Here is an 18,839-nt window from a genome sequence, read left to right as displayed (position 1 = left end):
GGATTCGGCCAGCAAATGCAGACACGAAGACGTTACCAGGGAAGAGAACAATGGCTAAGCAAGAATCCAACCGCGCCAAGCAACCGGCGCTCGCCAGCCACTACCGGGCGATCGGCCCGGCAGCAATCGTCGCAGCTCTTCTGCACACCGCGAAGAAGAAGAAGCCGGCGCAGAAGATCGTTTCGCCGCGCGCTGCCTGAGAATGCCGTCGGGAAGATTGAGGCGCTCACGGCGTACCGTAATAGTAGCTTTTGCTAAAATAAACTCATCTGCCTGTCGTTCGCGCCGGACTTCTGGCGCCTGACCTTCTCGGGCTCAGGCTCGACGACGCCCTTCTCCTGAATCTCCGGCCCGGTATTGGCGACCTTGTTGACGAGGTCGGAAACCGGGACCGCTTCGAAGAAATCGGGCTGGGCGGGTCTCAGCAGATCGGCCACGTCGCGCGGCTCGAGCGTGCGGCAATCCAGCCAGCGCGCGAAATCCTCGGGATGGATCACCACCGGCATGCGGTCGTGGATATGGGCAGTATCGGCATTGGCATGGGCGGTCAGAATGGCGCCGGTGTCCATTTCCGACCCGCCCGGCTCGGCATAGGTCTCAATCAGCCCGGCGAAGGCGACAAGCCGGCCATGCCTTGGCCGCACCCAATAGGGCTGCCCTCTTCTGCCACCCGTTTGGTGCCATTCGTAGAATCCCGAAGCCGGTACCAGGGCGCGGCGATGGCGCATGGCAGCGCGAAACGACGCCTTTTCCGAAGCGCCCTCAGAACGCGCGTTGAACAGCAGCGGGAAGTTACCCGTATCCTTGACCCAGGCCGGGATCAGGCCCCAGCGCACCAGCATCGAGCGGCGGTCGGGCAGGTTCGAGCCCGGCGCCTGCGGCAATCCGGCGAGCGCCATCAGCACCGGCTGCGTCGGCGCGATGTTGTAGCGGGCCGGAAACCCCTCAAGTTCCGCCAGGCCGAGAAAGGCGGCGGTCTGGTCCGGAGTGGCTGTCAAAGCAAAGCGTCCGCACATGAATTCAGCTCTCGAATTGGTGGCATGTGAAAGTGGCCATGGAACCCGCCTTTCGCAACCGCTAAAGCTGTTCGCCGACGGCCGGTCCACAACGGGCTATGCCAATCGAGCGATCCGGAGCCCATGGAAGCACGCAAGATCATTCCGGCAGTCTCGGTCTGCGTCGTGCGCGAGAACACGGTGCTGCTGGTCAAGCGGGCCAGGCCGCCCTCGCAAGGCCTCTATGCCTTTCCCGGCGGCAAGGTCGAAGCCGGCGAGACGCTGGCACAGGCAGCACGGCGCGAATTGCTGGAAGAGACCCGATTGCAGGCGCGCGGCTACCGGCCGCTGCGGGAAATCCACATCGACGGCAGCGGCGACGGGCATCCGGTCGACTACTGGCTGACGGTGTTTGGGGCCAATTATGCCGGCGGCGAGGCGGTTGCCAGCGACGACGCCGAAACCGCGGCTTTCTATACGCTGGCCGAAATGACGGCGATGCCGCTCGCCGATGCAGTGTTTGAAATTGCCGACGATCTACTCGGCCCCAACAAAGACGGCGAGACCTGAGCCAGAGAATCGCCTTGCAGGCGACAAATTGTTTCAGCACAAAGCCTCATGAGCCGCACGTCCTCGTTTCTCGCCGCCTGCCTCGCCGTCAGTGTGAGTTTCGGCGTGCGTCCGGCAATCGCTGCCGAAGCGCCATTCGAGCCTGGGCTGATGCGGCTGGCGGAAGTGCTCGGTTCTCTGCATTTCCTGCGTAATCTGTGTGGCGAGAAAGGCGACCGGTGGCGAGCCGAGATGGAAAAACTGATCGCATCGGAAAATCCGAACCCGGAGCGGCGCGCCCGCTTCATCGCCAGCTTCAACCGCGGCTACCGGTCCTTCGGCGGCACTTATACCCAATGCACCGCCTCGGCGACGGAAGCCATCAGCCGCTACATGAAGGAAGGCGAGACACTGTCTCGCGACATAGCCTCTCGCTACGGAAACTGACGACGGCTGCTGCCGTTCCGGCAAACCGGCATCAAGCGCCGGCGCTGTGGGTGGCGGACGCGTTCGACACTTCTCCGCTTGCCTCGAGTGAGGCCTTGGTGCAAACCTGATGTTGCACTTTTGCAACTATGTTAACGAAACGTTAGCGCGCGAATGTGAAATTAACTCAAACTGAAGGTTTCCGTCCCCTTGGCCGGCCTAATCGGCTAAGTTTGAAACGGATCGGACGCAGGTTTGCTGGATGCGACGGAATTTGTAGAAAACGACCAAAAAATGTCGCATTACAAATACTTACTGCGCCTGCGTGTAAAAGGGACAACTCAAGCTTGATCCCTATCCAACGGATCACCGCTTGAAAGGGTGGACATCGCAATGGAACATGGCGTCAACGACATCGACGCGCTGGTCAGGGAAGAAAAGCGCCTGACCGCCGTGGAAAGCCACAGCGAAGCCTGGGCAGAAGGATTGTCGGCCGGGATCGAGCCGGAAATCATCGCCGAGGCAGCCCTCGAAACGGCATTCGGCGAAATGCTGCGCACCAACGGCGAGACCTCGGCGCTTGCCCTGCTCGATCGCATGCGTGAAAAGGTGATTGCCGGGGCCTTCGAGCCCGAAAGGCTGCGGCACTGACCCCGGTTCTTTGACGACGGCGCGCCGCCGGACATCGTGTTCGGGCACATGGATGGGCTGGAACCAGGGAGTTGCAGGCGGTGAATTTTTCGATATCAGGCAAGCCGCGCGGCCTGGTCCTCAGCATTTGGCTTACTGCTTCCTGCGCCACGATTCCCCTTGCACTGTTTCTTGCGAGTAGTCCCGCTCACGCCCTCAGCGAGATCAAGCGCGAAGACCTGCCTTCGCCGGTCACACCGCCGCCCGACGGCGACATGTCGCCGCCCGGAAGTACCGTGCCGATGCCCGGCCCGCTCGGCACGACGCCACCTGCAGCCAGCCAGCCGACTCCGTCCGACGAGCCAGAGCAAACCGAGCCGAAAGGGCCAGCGGACGATGGCGGGATGGCCAATCCGCATGTCGATCCGGACGCGCCTGTGCCCGAAGTCGTCTACGACCTTGCCAAGTTGCCAGAACCGGTCAGGCGCATGCACGATCTGATCGTCGAGGCGTGCAAGAGCGGCGACATCGAAAGACTGCGGCCGCTGATCGGCACGGGCGACATGATGACCCAATTGTCGCTGGGCGACATGGAGGGCGACCCGATCGCCTTCCTGAAAGGCCTTTCGGGCGACACGGAAGGCCAGGAAATCCTCGCCATCCTGGAAGAGGTGCTCAATGCCGGCTATGTCCACGTCGATGCAGGCACTCCGCAGGATCTGTACGTCTGGCCGTATTTTTTCGCCCTGCCGCTGGACAAGCTCGATGCCAGGCAGCGGGTCGAGTTGTTCAAGATCGTCACCGCCAGCGACTTTGACAACATGAAGCAGTTCGGTGCCTACATCTTCTACCGAGTCGGCATCACGCCGACCGGGCAATGGACGTTCTTCGTCGCCGGGGATTGAGTGGTCTAGCCTGGCCCTTATCGAGGCAGAGAGCCTAGCGCGCCAACGCCTCGGAAAACTCCACCGCCCTGCCTTGGCCTGGCGTGGCAATCTCGCCTTCCCACATCACGCGCCGGCCCCGAACGATAGTGCCGACCGGCCAGCCGGTCACCTGCCTGCCGTCATAAGGCGTCCAGCCGGCCTTGGAACCTTGCTGGGCGTTGGCGATGGTCTCGTGGCGCTTCAGATCGACAATGGTGAAATCGGCATCGTAGCCGGCGGCAATTCGGCCTTTCCTGGCGATGCCGAAGATGCGTTGCGGGCCATGGCTGGTCAGGTCGACAAAGCGCTGCAAGGTGAGCCGGCCGGCGTTGACATGGTCCAGCATGATCGGCACCAGGGTCTGCACGCCGGTCATGCCGGACGGCGACGCCGGATAAGGTTTCGCCTTCTCGGCCAGCGTGTGCGGCGCATGGTCGGAGCCGAGCACGTCGACAACGCCCTGCGCAATGCCCTGCCAAACCCCGTCGCGATGGCGCGTGGCGCGTACCGGCGGGTTCATCTGGATCAGGGTGCCCAACTGCGCATAATCATCGGCGCTCAGCGTCAGATGATGCGGCGTCGCCTCGCAGGTCGCGACATCCTTGTGCTGTTCGAGGAAGCCTATCTCCTCGGCGGTCGAGATGTGCAGCACATGGATCCGGGCGCGGACCTGGCGCGCGATGCGCACAAGGCGCTCCGTGCAGCGCAACGCAGCGATCTCGTCGCGCCACACCGGATGTGAGGACGGATCGCCCGCGGTGCGCTCGCCAAGCCGCTCGCGCAGCCGGAACTCGTCCTCAGAGTGAAAGGCGGCGCGGCGGCGTGTGTTCCTCAGGATCGAGGCAACGCCTTCATCGTCCTCGACGAGCAGGTCGCCGGTGGACGAGCCCATGAACACTTTTATGCCGGCCGCACCCGGCAGCCGCTCGAGATCGCCGGCGTCGTTCGCATTGTCGCGGGTGCCGCCGACCCAGAAGGCAAAGTCGCAATGCATGCGGCCGGTGGCACGCCGCACCTTGTCGGCAAGGGTTGCCTCGCTGGTGGTCAGCGGATTGGTGTTCGGCATCTCGAAGACGGCGGTGACGCCGCCGAGCACCGCTGCCCGCGAGCCTGTCTCCAGATCTTCCTTGTGCTCCAGGCCCGGCTCACGGAAATGCACCTGGCTGTCGACGATGCCCGGCAGGATGTGCAGCCCGCGGCAGTCGATCGTCTCGCCCGCCGACGCCTGGCGAAGGTCGCCGATGGCAGCGATGCGCCCACCATTGATGCCAACGTCGCGAAAACCCTCGCCGTCATGGTTGACCACGATGCCGCCTGTCAGGATGAGATCGTAGATGGGGGCCATGCGGATCCGGTCTCTTGCGGGGGAAGTGCCAGCGGCTTACGTAATGGCCGATAGTTTTGCAAGCTCAGGCTCGTTTTCCCACCATGCCCTTTGCCTCGCTCAGAGATCGCGCACTCGTTTCCGTGTCGGGGCCGGATGCCGAGCACTTTTTGCAGAACATCCTGACCACCGACCTCGACGCGCTCGGTAGCAGCGAAGCAAAGCCCGGCGCGCTGCTGACGCCGCAAGGCAAGATCCTTTTTGACTTCCTGATCTCGCGCGCCGGCGAAAATGCTTTCCGCCTTGAGTGCCGTGCCGAGACCGCTGACGATTTCATGCGCCGGCTGACGCTCTACAAGTTGCGCGCCAAAGTCCAAATTGCCAAGCTGGATCAGCCGGTTGTGACCGTTCTATGGGAAAGCGATTCAACCGCCTCGCAATTTGAAGCAGCGCCGTTTGCGGATGCGCGGTTCGTCGATGCTATCGTCAAGCGCTTCTATGATGGCACCGCAGAAGGAGGCGACCTTGCCGCATGGCAAGCCGTTCGCATTGCCCATGGCATTGCCGAAAGCGGCGCGGACTACCAGCTCGGCGATGCGTTTCCGCATGACGTGCTGCTCGACGAGATCGGCGGCGTCGGCTTCAAGAAGGGCTGCTATGTCGGCCAGGAGGTCGTCTCGCGTATGCAGCATCGCGGCACTGCCAGGCGCCGGGTGTTGATCGTCTCGGCTGAACGCTCCCTGCCCGCCTCGGGCGCAGAGTTGACGGTGGAGGGGCGACCGGTCGGCACGCTTGGCTCGACCGCCGGCACGACAGGCCTTGCCATTACCCGCATCGACCGGGTCAAGGCAGCACTCGACGCCGGCCTGCCGATCCTGGCTGACGACGTCGCCGTGTCGCTCGCCATCCCGTCCTGGGCGAAATTCAGCTTTCCGCACGAAGCCGTCGGCGCGGAGGACGCCTGATGGCGGCCGATCGCGTCGGGGCGCCGCCGCGCGCCTGGCAGCGCATGCTGTCCGGGCGACGGCTCGATCTGCTCGACCCCTCGCCGCTCGACATCGAGATCTCCGATATTGCCCATGGCCTTGCCCGCGTCGCACGCTGGAACGGCCAGACCAGAGGCGACCACGCCTTTTCGGTCGCCCAGCATTCACTGCTGGTCGAAACGCTTGTCGGTGAGCTGATGCCGGATGCCGACGCCGATATGCGGTTGGCGGCGCTGCTGCACGACGCGCCGGAATATGTCATAGGCGACATGATCTCGCCGTTCAAATCCGTGATGGGCGGCAGCTACAGGGATTGCGAGATCAGGCTGCAGCGCGCCATCCATCTGCGCTTTTCACTGCCGGCCGAGCTCGACGCGGGACTGCGCAAGGAGATCAAGCGAGCGGATCAGATCGCCGCTTATTTCGAAGCAACGCTGCTTGCTGGTTTTTCGACGGCAGAGGCGACGGAGTTCTTCGGCAGGCCGCGCGGCTTCAATGCCGAGCGCTTCGACGTGACGCCGCGCTCGGTGACTTGGGCGCAGAATGCCTTTCTCAAACGCTTTGCGGCGATCGAAAAGTCGCGACGCCAGACTGCCGTTCCAGCCGGCTGAAAACGGTAAATTAACCGGCAGGGACAACAGTGCCGTGGTTAACCATGGTCCATAGGCTTGCCTCATGCCCGTTGCCGGTATCAAGGCTGGTTCATCCGTCCGCCGACGGAGGGCCAAAGGCGTTGGTCTGCCGCGACAGATCGACGACGAGCTGCGCGAACAGAACGAGCGTTTTTCGGCAGCGGTCGAGAACATGTCACATGGCCTGTGCATGTTCGATGCCGATGAACGGATGATCATCTGCAACAGGAACTACATCAGCGTCTTTCGCCTCGACGCCGAAGTGGTGCGACCCGGCATCCGGTTTTTCGACATCCTCCAGCACAGCGTGGATATCGGCATCGCCTCGCAAAGCGCTGAGCAACTCTATGCGATCCGCAAGCCCTATATCGACCAGGCAAAACCTTCCACCTATGAGGAATCGCTTGCAGACGGGCGCATCGTCAACATTTCGCACCGGCCGCTGGCGTCAGGTGGTTGGGTCTCGATCTACGAGGACATCACCGAGCAACGGCGCGCCGAGCAGGAGTTGAAGGAGCAGCACCGCCGTTTCGACGCGGCACTTGCCAACATGTCGCAAGGCCTTTTGATGTACGATGCGGACGGCAAGCTGATCGTGCGCAACGAACGTTTCCTGGAACTTTATCATGTCAGGCCGGCCGACTTCCCGCTTGGCATGAGTCACCATGATGCGTTCAAGCGGCTGCTGGAACTGGGCATTTATACAAAGCTCGACCCCGACAGCGAAATCTCGCAAATCGAAGCCTGCCTGCGGGCGGGGAAAACACACGTAACGCATCGCCATCTCGCTGACGGCAGAACACTGCTGGTTGCGCGCCGCCCGATGAGCGGCGGCGGCTGGGTCGCGACGTTCGACGACGTCACCGAGCGCAGGCGTGTGGAAGAGCGCATGACCCATCTTGCGCACCACGACACACTGACCAACCTGCCCAATCGCTCGATGCTTCGCGAACGGCTGGACCAAGCCCTCAGCGAGACGACAGACGGATCGCTGGCGATATTCTCGCTCGACCTCGATCACTTCAAGGCAGTCAATGATAGTTGGGGACACCCCGCCGGCGACTGGCTGCTGAAATGCGTGGCCGAACGGCTGCAACGGTGCCTGCGCAATGAAACGGACGTTGTCTCCCGCTTCGGCGGCGACGAATTCGTCATCATCCAGTTCAATCTCAAAAGCCCGGGCGACGCGGAAAAGCTGGCCAAACGCATCGTCGAGATCATTGGAAAGCCGTTTCGCGACAAAAGACACGACATGCGCGTCGGCATCAGTCTCGGCATCGCGCTGTTTCCGAATGACGGCAAGGACGCCGACACGTTGCTGAAAAACGCGGATATGGCGCTCTATCGGGCAAAGAGCGAAGGGCGCAACCTCTACCGCTTCTTCGAACCAGCCATGGACGCGATGGTGCGGGCACGCCGGGCGTTCGAAATCGATCTCAGGGCAGCGCTGTCGCGCCGCGAATTCGAGCTGGATTTCCAGCCGATCATGAACATCGCCTCCGGCGAAATCGTCGGCGCCGAAGCCTTGATGCGCTGGCGTTCGCCGGTGCGCGGCCTGGTGCGGCCGGACGACTTCATTCCGGCCGCCGAGGAGACTGGGCTGATCGTGCCGCTTGGAGAATGGGCGCTGCGAAAAGCCTGCACGACCGCGGCAGGCTGGGCGCTTTGGCGCATCGCAGTCAATGTCTCCGCCGTGCAGATCAAAAGCGGTACCTTTGCCCGCAGCGTCATTTCGGCACTGGCGTTCTCGGGCGTGCCGGCCAACCGGCTTGAACTGGAAATCACCGAAACGGTGCTGATGGACGAGAGCGATCTGGTGCTCAAGACACTCAGGCAGCTACGCGATCTGGGTGTCCGCATCGCGCTGGACGATTTCGGCACCGGCTATTCCTCGCTGGGCTACCTCAGGCGCTTTCCCGTCGACAAGATCAAGATCGATCGTTCCTTCATCAGCGATATCGACAGCCGCGATACCGCGGCTATCGTGCGCACCATCATCGGGCTTGGCGCACAGCTGGGCATCACCGTCACCGCCGAAGGTGTCGAGACCGAAGCGCAGTTTGAATTCCTGAAAAAGGAGGGCTGCGTCGAGGCCCAGGGCTATTTGATCGGGGTGCCGTCAAAAGCGTCGGACATTAATCGGCTGCTGAAGTCGAGCGCGACGATCAGGCAGTCTGGCTAAGTGCGACAGCCGGGCGAGCCAGTCATCGGCTCAGCCTGGAGATCTGCTATCAATACAATGTCTGGATATATCTCGTCGAAGCGCGCGCGGGTCAGAGATGTCCGCTCAATGCCTCCACCATATCCTTGTTCGTCGCCACGGGAACGATCTCGAATTCGACCAGATCCGCCCATTCGATGACCCACCGCTGCAGGAGCGTGACGTCATCGGCCTCCACCAGCAGGAAGCAGCGGCTCATATCCGCTGCGATCCAGCTGTGGTGCACGAGAAGCGCGTCCGGCTTCAGGCGGCCCTGGTCGCGGAAACGGCGGTAGATCTCCTTACGGTCGCAGCCGCGAAAATCCTCGGTTACGAAGAACAGCATCTTTTCCCCTCAATTCGGATGTCATCGGCCCGGCCGGTCCAACCGCTCCAGGAACCACTGCGTCAGCCGCACCCAGACCTCGTCTTTTTCGCCGGAGTCTTCCCAGCCGTGGTCGAGGTTGGGGTTATCGTTGACCTCGATGACGAAGACGCCGTCCCTGGTTTCTTTGAGGTCGACGCCGTAGAGGCCGTCGCCAATGCAGCGCGCCGCACTGACCGCCGTCTCGACGACGTGGGCCGGCGCTTCCTTCAGGGTGAAGGTCTTGATGCCGCCCTGGTCGGGCTTGCCGTTGGCCTTATGATTGACGATCTGCCAATGTTTCTTGGCCATCAGATAATGGACGGCAAACAAAGGTTGGCCGCCGAGGACACCGACGCGCCAATCATATTCCGTCGGAATGAATTTTTGCGCGATCAGGAGGTCGGAATCCTCCAGCCATTCGGTTGCGAGCGTCTTCAACTCTTCGAAGGTGCCGCATTTCTTGACGCCGCGCGAAAACGAGGAGTCCGGGATCTTCAGCACCAGGGGGAAGCCCAGCGTCTGCGCCGCAACTTCCAGATCCGAGATGCCGGCAATCATCACCGTCGGCGGCACCGGTACCTTGTTGTAGGTCATCAGCTCGTTGAGATAGACCTTGTTGGTGCAGCGGATCATCGACAGCGGATCGTCGATGACCGGCATGCCTTCCTGCTGGGCGCGGCGGGCAAAGCGGTAGGTGTGGTTGGAGATCGAGGTGGTCTCGCGGATGAACAGCGCGTCGTAGTTGGCGAGTTTGGCCAGATCCCGCTTGGTGATCGGCTCGATTTCGACGCCCATCTTTTCGGCGATCTTTGCCCAGTGGCGCAGCGACGAAATCTCCGACGGCGGCAGTTCCTCATGCGGATCGACCAGCGTGGCGAAAGTGTAGCGCGCCGGCGTGCGGCCCTTGGTGTCGCGCCACTCGCGGTTGGTGTAGGTCTCCAGGCACTGGAGAAAGTGCGTTTCCTCGTCCTCGGTCATCCTGGCCAGGGGATGGAAGCCGATCTTGCGGATCGAGGCCCATTCGGCGCTGTCCCTGATGTGGACCTCGAGCGCCGGGGCACGGAACCAGTCGAACAGCAGTTTGGCGAAGCGATCCCATATCCTGGACGGTCCGATGCCGAAGAAGATGCAGACCTTCTGCGGGAAAGCGCCGCCCAGGTCCTTGCGGCACTTGTTGAGTGCGAGTTCGAGTTCCGGCAACGCGTGCTCGTAGAGCTTGCGCTCCGACAGATCGATCATCGTCTCGACAGTCGGGATGACCTTGTGGCCACGCGAACCTGCGAGCAGCGAAGCGTAATAGCCGCGGCTCTGGTAGCCGTAATTGTTCGACAGGTTGATGACCTTCGGCCGCTGACCGCGAAACAGTGCCGGATGGGCAAGGTAGTCGCGATTGGTGATGATCTTGTGCGGCGTCGCCACCTGGTCGAGATCGTTCTGCCTGCCGGTAAGGATGACCCAGGTCATTGGCTGTCGCGCTTTCCGAGAGTGATGGCGGCGCGCAATCCGTCGCGGCCGAATTGCGCCATGTTCATGAAGATGCCGTAAGGCACGGGAATGTTGGCAGCATCGAGGATCGTCTCCTGCCGCTCGTCCTCGACCCAGGGGTCGTGGATCAGGATATGATCGCCATCGTCACCGATGGCCAATACCCAGTGCGGAACCTTCTTGCCGAACATCAGGAAGCCGCTGATCAGGACCAGTACCAGTTTTCCCTCTGCGATCGCGGTGCGAATGTCGTCAAGCCCGAATGAACGGTAATTCACCGGGATGCGGTAAAGTTCCGCGCGGCGGCGAAAGTCGACCTGCGCCAGCTCCATGACCCGGCGCTTGTCCTCGCTGCGCACCGACTGCAGGAACAGCGCGCCGTAGAAGGAGACATAGATCTCAGCAGCAAGCCCGCTCTCATAGCCGGCGACGGCCAGCCCGAACGGTTCGCAGCCGCCCGGCCCCGACATCATGAAAACGGTCGTCGCCTCACGCCACAGCCGGATTTCCATCACCGGGTCCGGCACGAATCCGGGGCCGAAGTAAGCCATCGCCATCATCAGGCAGCATGGTCCGCAGGTGAACTCGCAAGTCTGCTGATAAAACGGCACTTCGGTGGCGACCGGAATGTCGCCGCGCAAGGTCTTTTCGTAGCGCAGCGCCGTGGCGCCATCCTCGTAATAGTCCGGTTCGCGGCCGATCTTGCGGTAGCCGCTCTGCTCGTAGATCTGGATCGCGCGCGGGTTGTCCTCGCGGACTTCCAAACGAAGCATCATGCGGCCGTGCACGAAAGCGGCGGCTTCGGCCTCTTCCAGCAGCAGCCGGCCAACGCCACGGCCGCCGAAAAATGGACCGACGGCGATCGAATAAAGCCGCGCGACGCCGCTGCCCTTGCGAAACAGTACGACTGCATAGCCGGCGACACGGCCATCGCTTTCGCCAACCAGCAGTTCGGCGGTGTCGCGTTCGATCAGTTGGCGAAAGGAACGGCGAGAAATGCGATCGCTCGAGAAAACGGCTTTTTCGATGGCGGCGAGGTCATCGACGTCGGACGCGCGGGCCTTGCGAATCTCGGCAGGCATGCGGGCTCAGAAAACCTCGATTGGGTTGTGGAAACGGCCCTAGTCTAAACATCGGTCACACCAGCCGAAGTGCCAGTATTCAGCAAGCGCTATCGCACCTCGATTAGGGCCGAATTGTGACAGTTTTGACGGCAGGCAGGTCCGCGGAAAGGCTTTGAACGACCTTCGTGTTTCGGCATCGGCGCGGCTCCGGAAAAACAAGCGCCTGCTCAGCTTTCCAAGCCCGCCAGAAGCTGGCCATAGGCGCTCTTGGCCACCGCGGCCAGCCGCTCGCGCGGCAGCGAGCCGACGACGGCGCAGCCATAACCCTTGTCCAGCCAGTAGACAGCCGCAGGACCATCTTCCTCCGACCCATAAGTGCCCTTGGCCTTGGCCGCCGATTCGGCGGTGACGAAGAGCGATATGCGCTCCCCTTTGTCGTCCTCGTAAAGCAGCATCGCGGCCTTGCCCTGGCCGGCAGGCAGCAGCCGGCCACCGACCAGTTGGAATCCCTGCGCCGCCAGATCCGGCGCGACGAGCTTCAAACCCACCTGGTTCGACAACCAGCTCTGCAAATGATCCTTGTCGCTTGCCGGCACTTCCACCGCATGCCGCTTTTCGGCGGCATAGATGACATGGGCGGCGATCGCCTCTTCGGCAAGCTGGTCTTCGGCCGTGTTTTCCAGGCCGAGGCGGCCGATGCCGGCAAGGTAGCCGCCAGTGCCGCCAATCACCAGGATGGCGGCAGCGGCGGCCGCAAGCCACCAACGCGAGCGCGACGCCGCCGCTCTGACCACCGGCGCCTCGCCAAGCACCACCTTGCTCAGCCGCACCGGGACGGGTTCGTCCAGCACGCCGTTAAAGGCTGCGCGCAACGCTGCCCGGTCGGCGGCGTAGCGTGCGCTCTTGGCCTTCATCTCGGCATTGGCCTCGAGCCATGCCTCATAGGCCGTCCGCTCGTCGCCCGGCAACTCGCCATCGAGAGCCATGTGGATGTCGCGTTCGGAGAAATCGCGCCGGCTCATTTCTAGACGATCCTTATCGAGCGGCGGCGCGCGGTATCATCCAGCAGCGCGCGCAGTTCCTCACGCCCGCGCGCGATGCGGGACATCAAGGTGCCGGCGGGAACCCCAAGGATGTTGGCGGCTTCGGCATAGGAAAACCCTTCGATGGCGACCATCACAAGTGCCGCGCGCCGGTCAGGGCTGATCGCCTGCAGCGCGTCGACGATCTCGCGCGAGGCGATGCTCTCGACCTGCTCGGCGGGTGCTGCCTGCGCCTCGCTTGCCTCGAGCGGCAGCATCGCCGCCTCGCCGCGCCGGTTCACCTTGCGCATCTGGTCGATGAACAAATGGTGCATGATCGTAAACAGCCACCTCCTGGGGCTTTCTCCTGTCTGCCAATTGTCGAGCCGCACAAGCGCCCGCTCGAGACAGTCCTGGACGAGATCGTCGGCGGAATCGCGGTCGCGCAACAGCGAGCGTGCATAGCGGCGCAGACGCGGTATTTCTCCAAGGATTGCTGCCTTCTTTTCGTCCATGACCGCTGGTTCTGGGGCCCCTGTCCGTGGTGATTGAACGCGCCTTTGCAGCGCGGCGCAAGCGGCCAGCGCGAAGCGGTCCGCCGCCCCGGTCACCCAAGCAACTGGAATAACGCCGCCCAAGGCAGGTTTATTCCCGGCTTGCATCCGATTGTCAAAACGCCGGTTACGCCAGATCCGTCTGAAGAAAATCGTCGCCCTTGTAGAGCAACGGAAGATCTAGGGCCTTTGCGCAGGCGTAGGCGAAGCAATCGCCAAAATTGAGATCGGCCGGATGACCGACCGCCTTGCCGTAGCGGATGCTCGCGTCGATAGCGCGCGCGCCGATGTCCTCGTCGATAGGTACATTGCGGGCACTGATTTCGACAATGAACGAATCGACTAGATCGCGCGCCACGGCCAGCAATTCGGGCGTCGGCTTTTTGGAAACGGCGTTTATGCGTCCAAGGGTAAGTGTCGCCTCGAGCCGAACAAGCGCGGAAATATGCAGCGGACTGCCGGCACCAGAGATTCGCTTGAGCAATTCCGCCCAACCCGGTTCCTTGGCGAGAATGGCGACGATGACCGACGCATCGACGAACATCAATCTTCCCACATCTCGTCGGTGAACGCCTTCATGTCGAAGTTGGGATCGGGCGGCCCCAACGCAGCATACCTGGCCTGTAGCGCCGCAATTCTGTCGCGCAGGGGCTTGCGGGCGCGGTTGCGCTCGAGCTCGTGCAAAAGCGCGGTCCGCACTGCTTCCGTCTTGCTCGGGGCGTTGGTCTCACGCTGCAGTTTTGCGGCCAGCGCATCCACCTCGTCGTCGCGGATATAGAGAGGCAACTGAATATCTCCTTTGGAATATTCATATATTCCATCTTGAATATTCATGCAACTTGACCTCACGTCCCTTTCGCTGCTCTTGTCAGCAGACGCTGATAGAACAAGCCGATGCCGATGAGCACCGCGCCGAGGCCGATGAAGGACAGCGCCCGCAACACGCCTTCCAGTTCGGACATGTCGAAGATGAAGACTTTGAGCACGGCGACCGAGATCAGCGCCGCCGACGCTATGCGCAGCACCTGCGACTTCAGCCAGACACCGGCGGTGAGCAGCACCACGCCGATGACCAGCCACAGTGCCGAATAAGTATAAGTCTCGAGCTGGCCGAGACCGCTCCAAAGCCCGATGAACTCGCCCTTGAACAGGCGCCTGACCGACAGCGTGGCATAGGCAAAAGCGAGCACCGCCGCCACCACCGCCAGCATCGCCGCATACCATTGCGGCCGCTTGTCACGGGCATAGAGTGCCAGTGCGCCTGCCGCAACCGCCGGCAAGAGGTAGGCGAGGAACAGAAGGTTGAACACCGGAATGCTGCCGGTCGATTCATCCGTCAGCAACGGGTTCAGCGCCAGAAAATGCTGGAGGACGATGAAAGCGACCGAGACCACGCCCGCTGCAATCGAGCCGTAGCGCAGCACCGAACTTGGCGAGCGCATGTCTATGGCGACCAGGATGGCACCCGCACCGATGGCGATCAGCGTGTAGATCGCCTGTTCGGCAAGCGTCGCAGCAGCCGTATCGATGACGCCGCCATGCATGACATGGCGCACCAGCATGGCGACGGTGAGCAGGCAAAACAGCGCGGCGCCGGCCTCCATGGCGAGGCGCGGCCGGCCATTGGTGGTGCGGGCGAGTTGCCAGGCGGCAAAGCCGAAGGCGAGCGCCGGCACGCCATATCCAAGCAGCAGCCAGTTGAACACCGGCGTCTTCGACAGGAACTCGGCACCGACGATGGTCGGGTCGAAGGCGACGCGGCCGAGCACTGCAATCACCGCACCAACCGAAATCCAGCCAAGCACCGGATAGCTACGCCAGCGCGTTGCCAGCGCCGGCACGACGGCGGCTGCTCCGAGCAAGATGGTTGTCCAGCCCGAACCAAAGGCCATGTGCAGCATTAGCAGGCCGGCAACCGCCGCCCCGCCGAGCGCGAAGGAGACGGCAGCGCCGCCGGTTAGCGGCGGCGCTTCGCCGCGCGCTATCCACTCGCCGCCGGCGACGAAGACTCCGACCAAAACGGCTGCGACCGCCGCATAAGCAAGGTCACGGTCGAGATTGCCGAAGGTAGACCAGAGCGCCAGCAGGATGACCAGTGGCGCGACAGCGCTCCAGGCCGCCCATGCGGCGGCGCGCAGCCAGCCAGGGGCCGCAAAACGGCGCGCCGCCCAAAAGCCGGCGCCGATGAAGACCAGGCCCAGCGCGATGCCGATCCTGAGCATCAAGGCATCGGACGCCACAACCGGCACGCCATCGACACCGAGAGCGCCGCCCGAAGAATCGACGGCGACCGTGGTCGGCGGAATGATGCCGAGATAGACCAGCACCGTCGCCAGCCCGGCGGCGTGCAGCAGTGCCAGCGCCCGCGGCCGATAGAGCGCCACCGCCACCAGGGCTGCGACAAGGGCTGCGCCCTGCAAGGCATCGCCGGCGGCGGCAAAGACCGGATCGACGAACAGGGCCAGCGCTGAAAGAGCGACGAAGAAGCCCGGCGCGATCGACGGCCAATCGAAGCCGCTGCCGGCGACCGCTTCGCCGCGACGGCCGAGCCAGACGAAGGCGAGCACGGCCAGTGTCACCACGTCGATAAAGAGGATGACGGAAAGCTTCGCCCCCGGCGCGTCGGTCATGTAGAAGATGGTCCAGATGCCCGTGGCGACGAAGGCTGCGGCCATCAAAAGCCTCCAGTCGCGGATGCGGGCGATGACGCCGGTGGCGGCGAGCACGATCGCCAGATAGCCAAACAGCGCCCACGGGTTGGGCGCCTGCGAGGCGACCGGCAGCGGCGTCACCATGGCACCGAGCAGGCCGACGCCGGCCAGCGCCTGACCGTGGACCAGGCTTGCCGCGATCGTCGCCACGCCGATGGCGCCGAGCAGCGTGAAAGCGAGAGTCGGGCCGATGAAGCCGTAAATGCTGTACGCGGCGTAGACGGTACCGAACAGGATGAAGGCGCCGGCCGCCGTCAGGATCGCCGGGATATAGGCACCGGCGGCACCTTGCACCGGCACCCTGAAGCCGGTGCGCCGGATGAACTCGCCGCCGGCGACCAGCACCAGCCCGAGTGCCGCCGCCATGGCAAGCCGCACGCGTGGCCCGAAAATGCCGGCCTCGATGGTGTAGCGGATCAGGAACAGGCCGCCCAGCGCCAGCGCGATGCCGCCAACCCATACCGCCCAGCGGGTACCGAGCGCCGTTTCGACGTCGGATTGGCGGGCGGCTTTCGCCGCTGCCGCCGGTTGCGCCGACTCCGGTGCGGACGGCGCCGTCGTATCGGCATCGGCCTCTGTGGCTGACACGACCGCTGCGGTCCCTGGCGATGCGGCCATGTCGGCTGCGGCCGCCGGCGGGATTGCGCCGTCCGCCGGTTTGCTGTCGTTTGCAGCCGGTTCCTTGGCTTGCGGCGGCAGCACAGGCGCGCCTGAAAGCACAAGGCTGCGCAAGGCGCCAAGCTCGCGCTCGATCAGGCCGATGCGGCTCTGCTGGCGTGAAATGATGACGAACAGCGCGATGATGGCGACGAGGCCAATCAGGCTTTCAAACATGGCGGTTCCCCCAAACCAGGCCAGTTGTCACTGACATTCAATGTTCAGTGACATTCAAATGCGGCGGCCAAACGGCCGGTCCATTCAACGTGCCGCCAGATTGGCCGCCGGAAAGATCGAGCATGTTTCGGTGCCGAAAGCCAGCAGCTTGCCATTCGCGTCCTTCAGCGCCGCTTCCGAAACCGCCAGCGTGCGGCCCTTGTGCACCACTTTGCCCTCGCACACCACCTCGCCCGTCCTTGGCGTGATCGGCCGCGTCAAATTCACTTGAACTCGGCCGTGGCATAGGCCTCGCCCACCTGCGGAATGGTGCCAAGGCCGAGCGGCGAAACGTTGCCTGGATCAGGTTCAACTTCGCTCATCTGGTGGTTTCCCCGGTGGCGGCTTCCCCGGCGCTTGCCTTGCCGGATTCAAGGCCGGGTGGATGATGCCTGCGCAAGGCAGCGAGAAACCCGGCGCGGGCGCCGGGAGGCTCGATGCCGCGCGGCTCGTAGACATGGCGGGTCAAAAAGAAGCCGGTCAGCCGGAAGGCGTCCTCGATCGCCGCCGGATCGGCGCGCAGCCCGGAGCCGCGCTGCAGGAAGGCAGGCAGCGCCAGCATCTTGTCGCGCCACGGCGCGCCCGCCGCCCGCGACACGGCGCGGCCGGATTTCGGCGAGACATAGGCAAGATCCTGCCTCGTGCCGGTCGCCGCACACTGGCTGAGATCGAGGCCGAAGCCGAGTTCGTCGAGGACCAGCAGCTCGAAGCGGGCCACCAGCTCGCCGGCGGCATCGGCATCGCCGAGATGAGCGATCATCACCGCAAGCGTCTCGTAAAGGCCGCCATGGGCGTCGCGCTCAGGCAGAAGACGCAAATGCGCGGCCATCGTCTGCAGGCCGTAGACGGCAACGGCGCTGTCCATCAGCCGGGCGGCGTTCATCTCGATGGCCTCGACCTGGAAGGTGCCGAGATGCTCGTCGAGCCGCGCCCGCCACAACAGGTCGACGCGATTGCCGGGCTGCAAGACAGGCTGCTGTTTGCGCGAACGGCCGCCGCGCACGAGACCGAGATGGCGGCCATGCGCACGTGTCATCACCTCGAGAATGGCGCTGGTTTCGCCATGCTTGCGGGTGCCGAGAATGATTCCCTCGTCTCGCCATTCCATGACGAGAGCTTGTCACCGGTTGGATGGCGAAATCAAGATGAGCGACCTATCCGCTGCAAACCGAAACGGCCCGTAGCGTATCGCTACGGGCCGTCCTTGCGAGATCGTCGTTTGATCAGAACGAGCGCTGGAAGCGGAGGATGCCGCCGATGCTGTTTTCCTTGTCGGCATTGGTGAAATTCGTGACGGAATCTTCACCAAGATGCAAGTAGTCGACTTCGGCTGTGATCTTGAGACCTTTTGACCTGCCACGGGTAATTTCCTCCATCTGAGATTAGAGTCCGGCCTCGATTGAAGGACGGACTGATGAAGAGAAAGCGGTTTACGGAAGAGCAGATCATCGCGGTTCTGCGTGAGCACGAAGCGGGGGCGAAGGCGGGCGACCTGGCGCGCAAGCATGGGATCTCCGAGGCGACGCTGTATAACTGGAAGGCGAAGTATGGCGGGATGGACGTCTCCGATGCCAAACGGCTGAAGGCCTTGGAAGACGAGAACGCGAAGCTGAAGAAGCTGCTCGCCGACCAGATGCTGGAAGCCTCGGCACTGCGCGAGCTTCTGTCAAAAAAATGGTAGGGCCCGCCGCCAAGCGCGAAGCCGTCGCGCATCTGCAGGCCACGATGGGCCTGTCGGAGCGTCGGGCCTGTTCCTTCGTCGACGCCGATCGTAAGATGATCCGCTACCAGTCTCGCCGAGCGCCAGAGGCGGCACTGCGCGGCCGGCTACGCGACCTGGCCAACGAGCGCCGGCGCTTCGGCTATCGGCGGCTGTTCATTCTGGCGCGAAGGCGAGGCATCGGGTATCAACCGCATCTACCGGCTATACCGCGAAGAAGGACTGGCCGTGCGCAAGCGACGCTCCAGGCGCCGAGCGGTAGGAACGCGGGCACCGATCCTGGTTCAGGCGAAGCCGAACGCGCGCTGGTCGCTGGATTTCGTCCATGATCAGTTCGCCTGCGGCCGGCGCTTCCGCGTCCTCAACATCGTCGAC

Annotated in this window: 21 protein-coding genes and 1 pseudogene; 9 read left to right on the top strand and 13 right to left on the bottom strand. The window is 63.2% G+C overall.

Going from position 1 to position 18,839, the window contains the following annotated elements; genetic code table 11:
• Positions 1-50 precede the first annotated feature (50 nt).
• Positions 51-200 (top strand): hypothetical protein, encoded by a 150-nt coding sequence (locus NKH70_RS05750; RefSeq protein ID WP_352911561.1) that lies wholly within the window; start codon positions 51-53, stop codon positions 198-200.
• Positions 201-254: 54 nt separating this feature from the next.
• Here the strand turns inward: NKH70_RS05750 and NKH70_RS05745 are convergent, their stop codons facing one another.
• Entirely contained in the window at positions 255-1,016 is a 762-nt protein-coding gene (locus tag NKH70_RS05745) for an SOS response-associated peptidase (protein ID WP_352911562.1), read from the bottom strand.
• A gap of 123 nt (positions 1,017-1,139) precedes the next feature.
• On the opposite strand from NKH70_RS05745, the gene NKH70_RS05740 reads away from it, so the two are divergent.
• The 4 genes from NKH70_RS05740 (at position 1,140) to NKH70_RS05725 (ending at position 3,505) form a co-directional block, all read left to right on the top strand.
• Positions 1,140-1,565 carry an NUDIX hydrolase gene (locus tag NKH70_RS05740; protein ID WP_352911565.1) on the top strand — a complete coding sequence of 142 codons (426 nt, stop codon included), beginning with the start codon at positions 1,140-1,142 and terminating at the stop codon, positions 1,563-1,565.
• A 48-nt stretch (positions 1,566-1,613) separates the two neighbouring features.
• On the top strand, positions 1,614-1,991 hold the full coding sequence (locus NKH70_RS05735; protein WP_352467197.1) for a TIGR02301 family protein: 378 nt from the start codon (positions 1,614-1,616) through the stop codon (positions 1,989-1,991).
• 372 nt (positions 1,992-2,363) lie between these two features.
• Complete coding sequence (locus NKH70_RS05730; protein ID WP_023677749.1) at positions 2,364-2,621, top strand: hypothetical protein; 258 nt, start codon at positions 2,364-2,366, stop codon at positions 2,619-2,621.
• 80 nt (positions 2,622-2,701) lie between these two features.
• Positions 2,702-3,505: a hypothetical protein gene (locus tag NKH70_RS05725; RefSeq protein WP_353024946.1), complete on the top strand. Its 804-nt coding sequence runs from the start codon at positions 2,702-2,704 to the stop codon at positions 3,503-3,505.
• Between the two features lie 34 nt (positions 3,506-3,539).
• Here NKH70_RS05725 and NKH70_RS05720 read toward each other — a convergent pair whose 3' ends face one another.
• Positions 3,540-4,871, bottom strand: coding sequence for a dihydroorotase (locus NKH70_RS05720; RefSeq protein ID WP_352911569.1), 1,332 nt, complete (start codon positions 4,869-4,871; stop codon positions 3,540-3,542).
• Positions 4,872-4,954: 83 nt separating this feature from the next.
• Between NKH70_RS05720 and ygfZ the strand changes: the two genes are divergently transcribed.
• The 3 genes from ygfZ (at position 4,955) to NKH70_RS05705 (ending at position 8,650) form a co-directional block, all read left to right on the top strand.
• Complete coding sequence (gene ygfZ, locus NKH70_RS05715; RefSeq protein ID WP_352911570.1) at positions 4,955-5,815, top strand: CAF17-like 4Fe-4S cluster assembly/insertion protein YgfZ; 861 nt, start codon at positions 4,955-4,957, stop codon at positions 5,813-5,815.
• Positions 5,815-6,447 (top strand): HD domain-containing protein, encoded by a 633-nt coding sequence (locus tag NKH70_RS05710; RefSeq protein ID WP_352911572.1) that lies wholly within the window; start codon positions 5,815-5,817, stop codon positions 6,445-6,447. Before ygfZ ends, NKH70_RS05710 begins: the two co-directional genes overlap by 1 nt.
• 64 nt (positions 6,448-6,511) lie before the next feature.
• Positions 6,512-8,650: a putative bifunctional diguanylate cyclase/phosphodiesterase gene (locus tag NKH70_RS05705; RefSeq protein WP_352911574.1), complete on the top strand. Its 2,139-nt coding sequence runs from the start codon at positions 6,512-6,514 to the stop codon at positions 8,648-8,650.
• Between the two features lie 91 nt (positions 8,651-8,741).
• Here NKH70_RS05705 and NKH70_RS05700 read toward each other — a convergent pair whose 3' ends face one another.
• The 11 genes from NKH70_RS05700 to NKH70_RS05650 form a co-directional block, all read right to left on the bottom strand.
• Positions 8,742-9,014 carry a DUF3303 domain-containing protein gene (locus tag NKH70_RS05700; protein WP_023719871.1) on the bottom strand — a complete coding sequence of 91 codons (273 nt, stop codon included), beginning with the start codon at positions 9,012-9,014 and terminating at the stop codon, positions 8,742-8,744.
• A gap of 21 nt (positions 9,015-9,035) precedes the next feature.
• Positions 9,036-10,499, bottom strand: coding sequence for a RimK family ATP-grasp domain-containing protein (locus NKH70_RS05695; protein ID WP_023719872.1), 1,464 nt, complete (start codon positions 10,497-10,499; stop codon positions 9,036-9,038).
• Complete coding sequence (locus tag NKH70_RS05690) at positions 10,496-11,602, bottom strand: peptidase C39 family protein (RefSeq protein ID WP_352911577.1); 1,107 nt, start codon at positions 11,600-11,602, stop codon at positions 10,496-10,498. Before NKH70_RS05690 ends, NKH70_RS05695 begins: the two co-directional genes overlap by 4 nt.
• A 209-nt stretch (positions 11,603-11,811) precedes the next feature.
• Positions 11,812-12,606 (bottom strand): anti-sigma factor family protein, encoded by a 795-nt coding sequence (locus NKH70_RS05685; RefSeq protein WP_352911580.1) that lies wholly within the window; start codon positions 12,604-12,606, stop codon positions 11,812-11,814.
• A 2-nt stretch (positions 12,607-12,608) separates the two neighbouring features.
• The gene (locus NKH70_RS05680; protein WP_292657948.1) at positions 12,609-13,121 is read right to left on the bottom strand and encodes a sigma-70 family RNA polymerase sigma factor; all 513 of its coding nucleotides are present in this window, start codon (positions 13,119-13,121) and stop codon (positions 12,609-12,611) included.
• A 166-nt stretch (positions 13,122-13,287) separates the two neighbouring features.
• Positions 13,288-13,704, bottom strand: a complete 417-nt coding sequence (locus NKH70_RS05675; RefSeq protein WP_352911583.1) for a type II toxin-antitoxin system VapC family toxin — start codon at positions 13,702-13,704, stop codon at positions 13,288-13,290.
• Positions 13,704-13,946 (bottom strand): type II toxin-antitoxin system VapB family antitoxin, encoded by a 243-nt coding sequence (locus NKH70_RS05670; protein WP_292658021.1) that lies wholly within the window; start codon positions 13,944-13,946, stop codon positions 13,704-13,706. The genes NKH70_RS05675 and NKH70_RS05670 overlap by 1 nt, the downstream gene beginning before the upstream one ends.
• 59 nt (positions 13,947-14,005) lie before the next feature.
• A complete protein-coding gene (locus tag NKH70_RS05665; RefSeq protein ID WP_353024944.1) occupies positions 14,006-16,705 on the bottom strand; it encodes a DUF2339 domain-containing protein in 2,700 nt (899 codons plus the stop codon).
• An 84-nt stretch (positions 16,706-16,789) separates the two neighbouring features.
• Positions 16,790-16,972, bottom strand: a complete 183-nt coding sequence (locus NKH70_RS05660; protein WP_352911588.1) for a PaaI family thioesterase — start codon at positions 16,970-16,972, stop codon at positions 16,790-16,792.
• Between the two features lie 91 nt (positions 16,973-17,063).
• Positions 17,064-17,852, bottom strand: coding sequence for a DNA repair protein RecO (gene recO, locus NKH70_RS05655; RefSeq protein ID WP_352911590.1), 789 nt, complete (start codon positions 17,850-17,852; stop codon positions 17,064-17,066).
• A 115-nt stretch (positions 17,853-17,967) separates the two neighbouring features.
• Entirely contained in the window at positions 17,968-18,120 is a 153-nt protein-coding gene (locus NKH70_RS05650) for a hypothetical protein (RefSeq protein WP_352911591.1), read from the bottom strand.
• A gap of 38 nt (positions 18,121-18,158) precedes the next feature.
• On the opposite strand from NKH70_RS05650, the pseudogene NKH70_RS05645 reads away from it, so the two are divergent.
• Positions 18,159-18,839, top strand: a pseudogene (locus NKH70_RS05645) (transposase); the annotation flags it as partial.

It is taken from the genome of Mesorhizobium sp. M0991 (genome assembly GCF_040318915.1).
Lineage (GTDB): Bacteria > Pseudomonadota > Alphaproteobacteria > Rhizobiales > Rhizobiaceae > Mesorhizobium.
This window is presented reverse-complemented; position numbering and strand designations above follow the sequence as displayed.

Bases quoted from the DNA above. Each gene is read 5' to 3' on its own strand.
- NKH70_RS05750 (WP_352911561.1), top strand. From the start codon at position 51: ATGGCTAAGCAAGAATCCAACCGCGCCAAGCAACCGGCGCTCGCCAGC.
- NKH70_RS05745 (WP_352911562.1), bottom strand. From the start codon at position 1,016: ATGTGCGGACGCTTTGCTTTGACAGCCACTCCGGACCAGACCGCCGCC.
- NKH70_RS05740 (WP_352911565.1), top strand. From the start codon at position 1,140: ATGGAAGCACGCAAGATCATTCCGGCAGTCTCGGTCTGCGTCGTGCGC.
- NKH70_RS05735 (WP_352467197.1), top strand. From the start codon at position 1,614: ATGAGCCGCACGTCCTCGTTTCTCGCCGCCTGCCTCGCCGTCAGTGTG.
- NKH70_RS05730 (WP_023677749.1), top strand. From the start codon at position 2,364: ATGGAACATGGCGTCAACGACATCGACGCGCTGGTCAGGGAAGAAAAG.
- NKH70_RS05720 (WP_352911569.1), bottom strand. From the start codon at position 4,871: ATGGCCCCCATCTACGATCTCATCCTGACAGGCGGCATCGTGGTCAAC.
- ygfZ (WP_352911570.1), top strand. From the start codon at position 4,955: ATGCCCTTTGCCTCGCTCAGAGATCGCGCACTCGTTTCCGTGTCGGGG.
- NKH70_RS05710 (WP_352911572.1), top strand. From the start codon at position 5,815: ATGGCGGCCGATCGCGTCGGGGCGCCGCCGCGCGCCTGGCAGCGCATG.
- NKH70_RS05705 (WP_352911574.1), top strand. From the start codon at position 6,512: ATGCCCGTTGCCGGTATCAAGGCTGGTTCATCCGTCCGCCGACGGAGG.
- NKH70_RS05700 (WP_023719871.1), bottom strand. From the start codon at position 9,014: ATGCTGTTCTTCGTAACCGAGGATTTTCGCGGCTGCGACCGTAAGGAG.
- NKH70_RS05695 (WP_023719872.1), bottom strand. From the start codon at position 10,499: ATGACCTGGGTCATCCTTACCGGCAGGCAGAACGATCTCGACCAGGTG.
- NKH70_RS05690 (WP_352911577.1), bottom strand. From the start codon at position 11,602: ATGCCTGCCGAGATTCGCAAGGCCCGCGCGTCCGACGTCGATGACCTC.
- NKH70_RS05685 (WP_352911580.1), bottom strand. From the start codon at position 12,606: ATGAGCCGGCGCGATTTCTCCGAACGCGACATCCACATGGCTCTCGAT.
- NKH70_RS05680 (WP_292657948.1), bottom strand. From the start codon at position 13,121: ATGGACGAAAAGAAGGCAGCAATCCTTGGAGAAATACCGCGTCTGCGC.
- NKH70_RS05675 (WP_352911583.1), bottom strand. From the start codon at position 13,704: ATGTTCGTCGATGCGTCGGTCATCGTCGCCATTCTCGCCAAGGAACCG.
- NKH70_RS05665 (WP_353024944.1), bottom strand. From the start codon at position 16,705: ATGTTTGAAAGCCTGATTGGCCTCGTCGCCATCATCGCGCTGTTCGTC.
- recO (WP_352911590.1), bottom strand. From the start codon at position 17,852: ATGGAATGGCGAGACGAGGGAATCATTCTCGGCACCCGCAAGCATGGC.
- NKH70_RS05650 (WP_352911591.1), bottom strand. From the start codon at position 18,120: ATGGAGGAAATTACCCGTGGCAGGTCAAAAGGTCTCAAGATCACAGCC.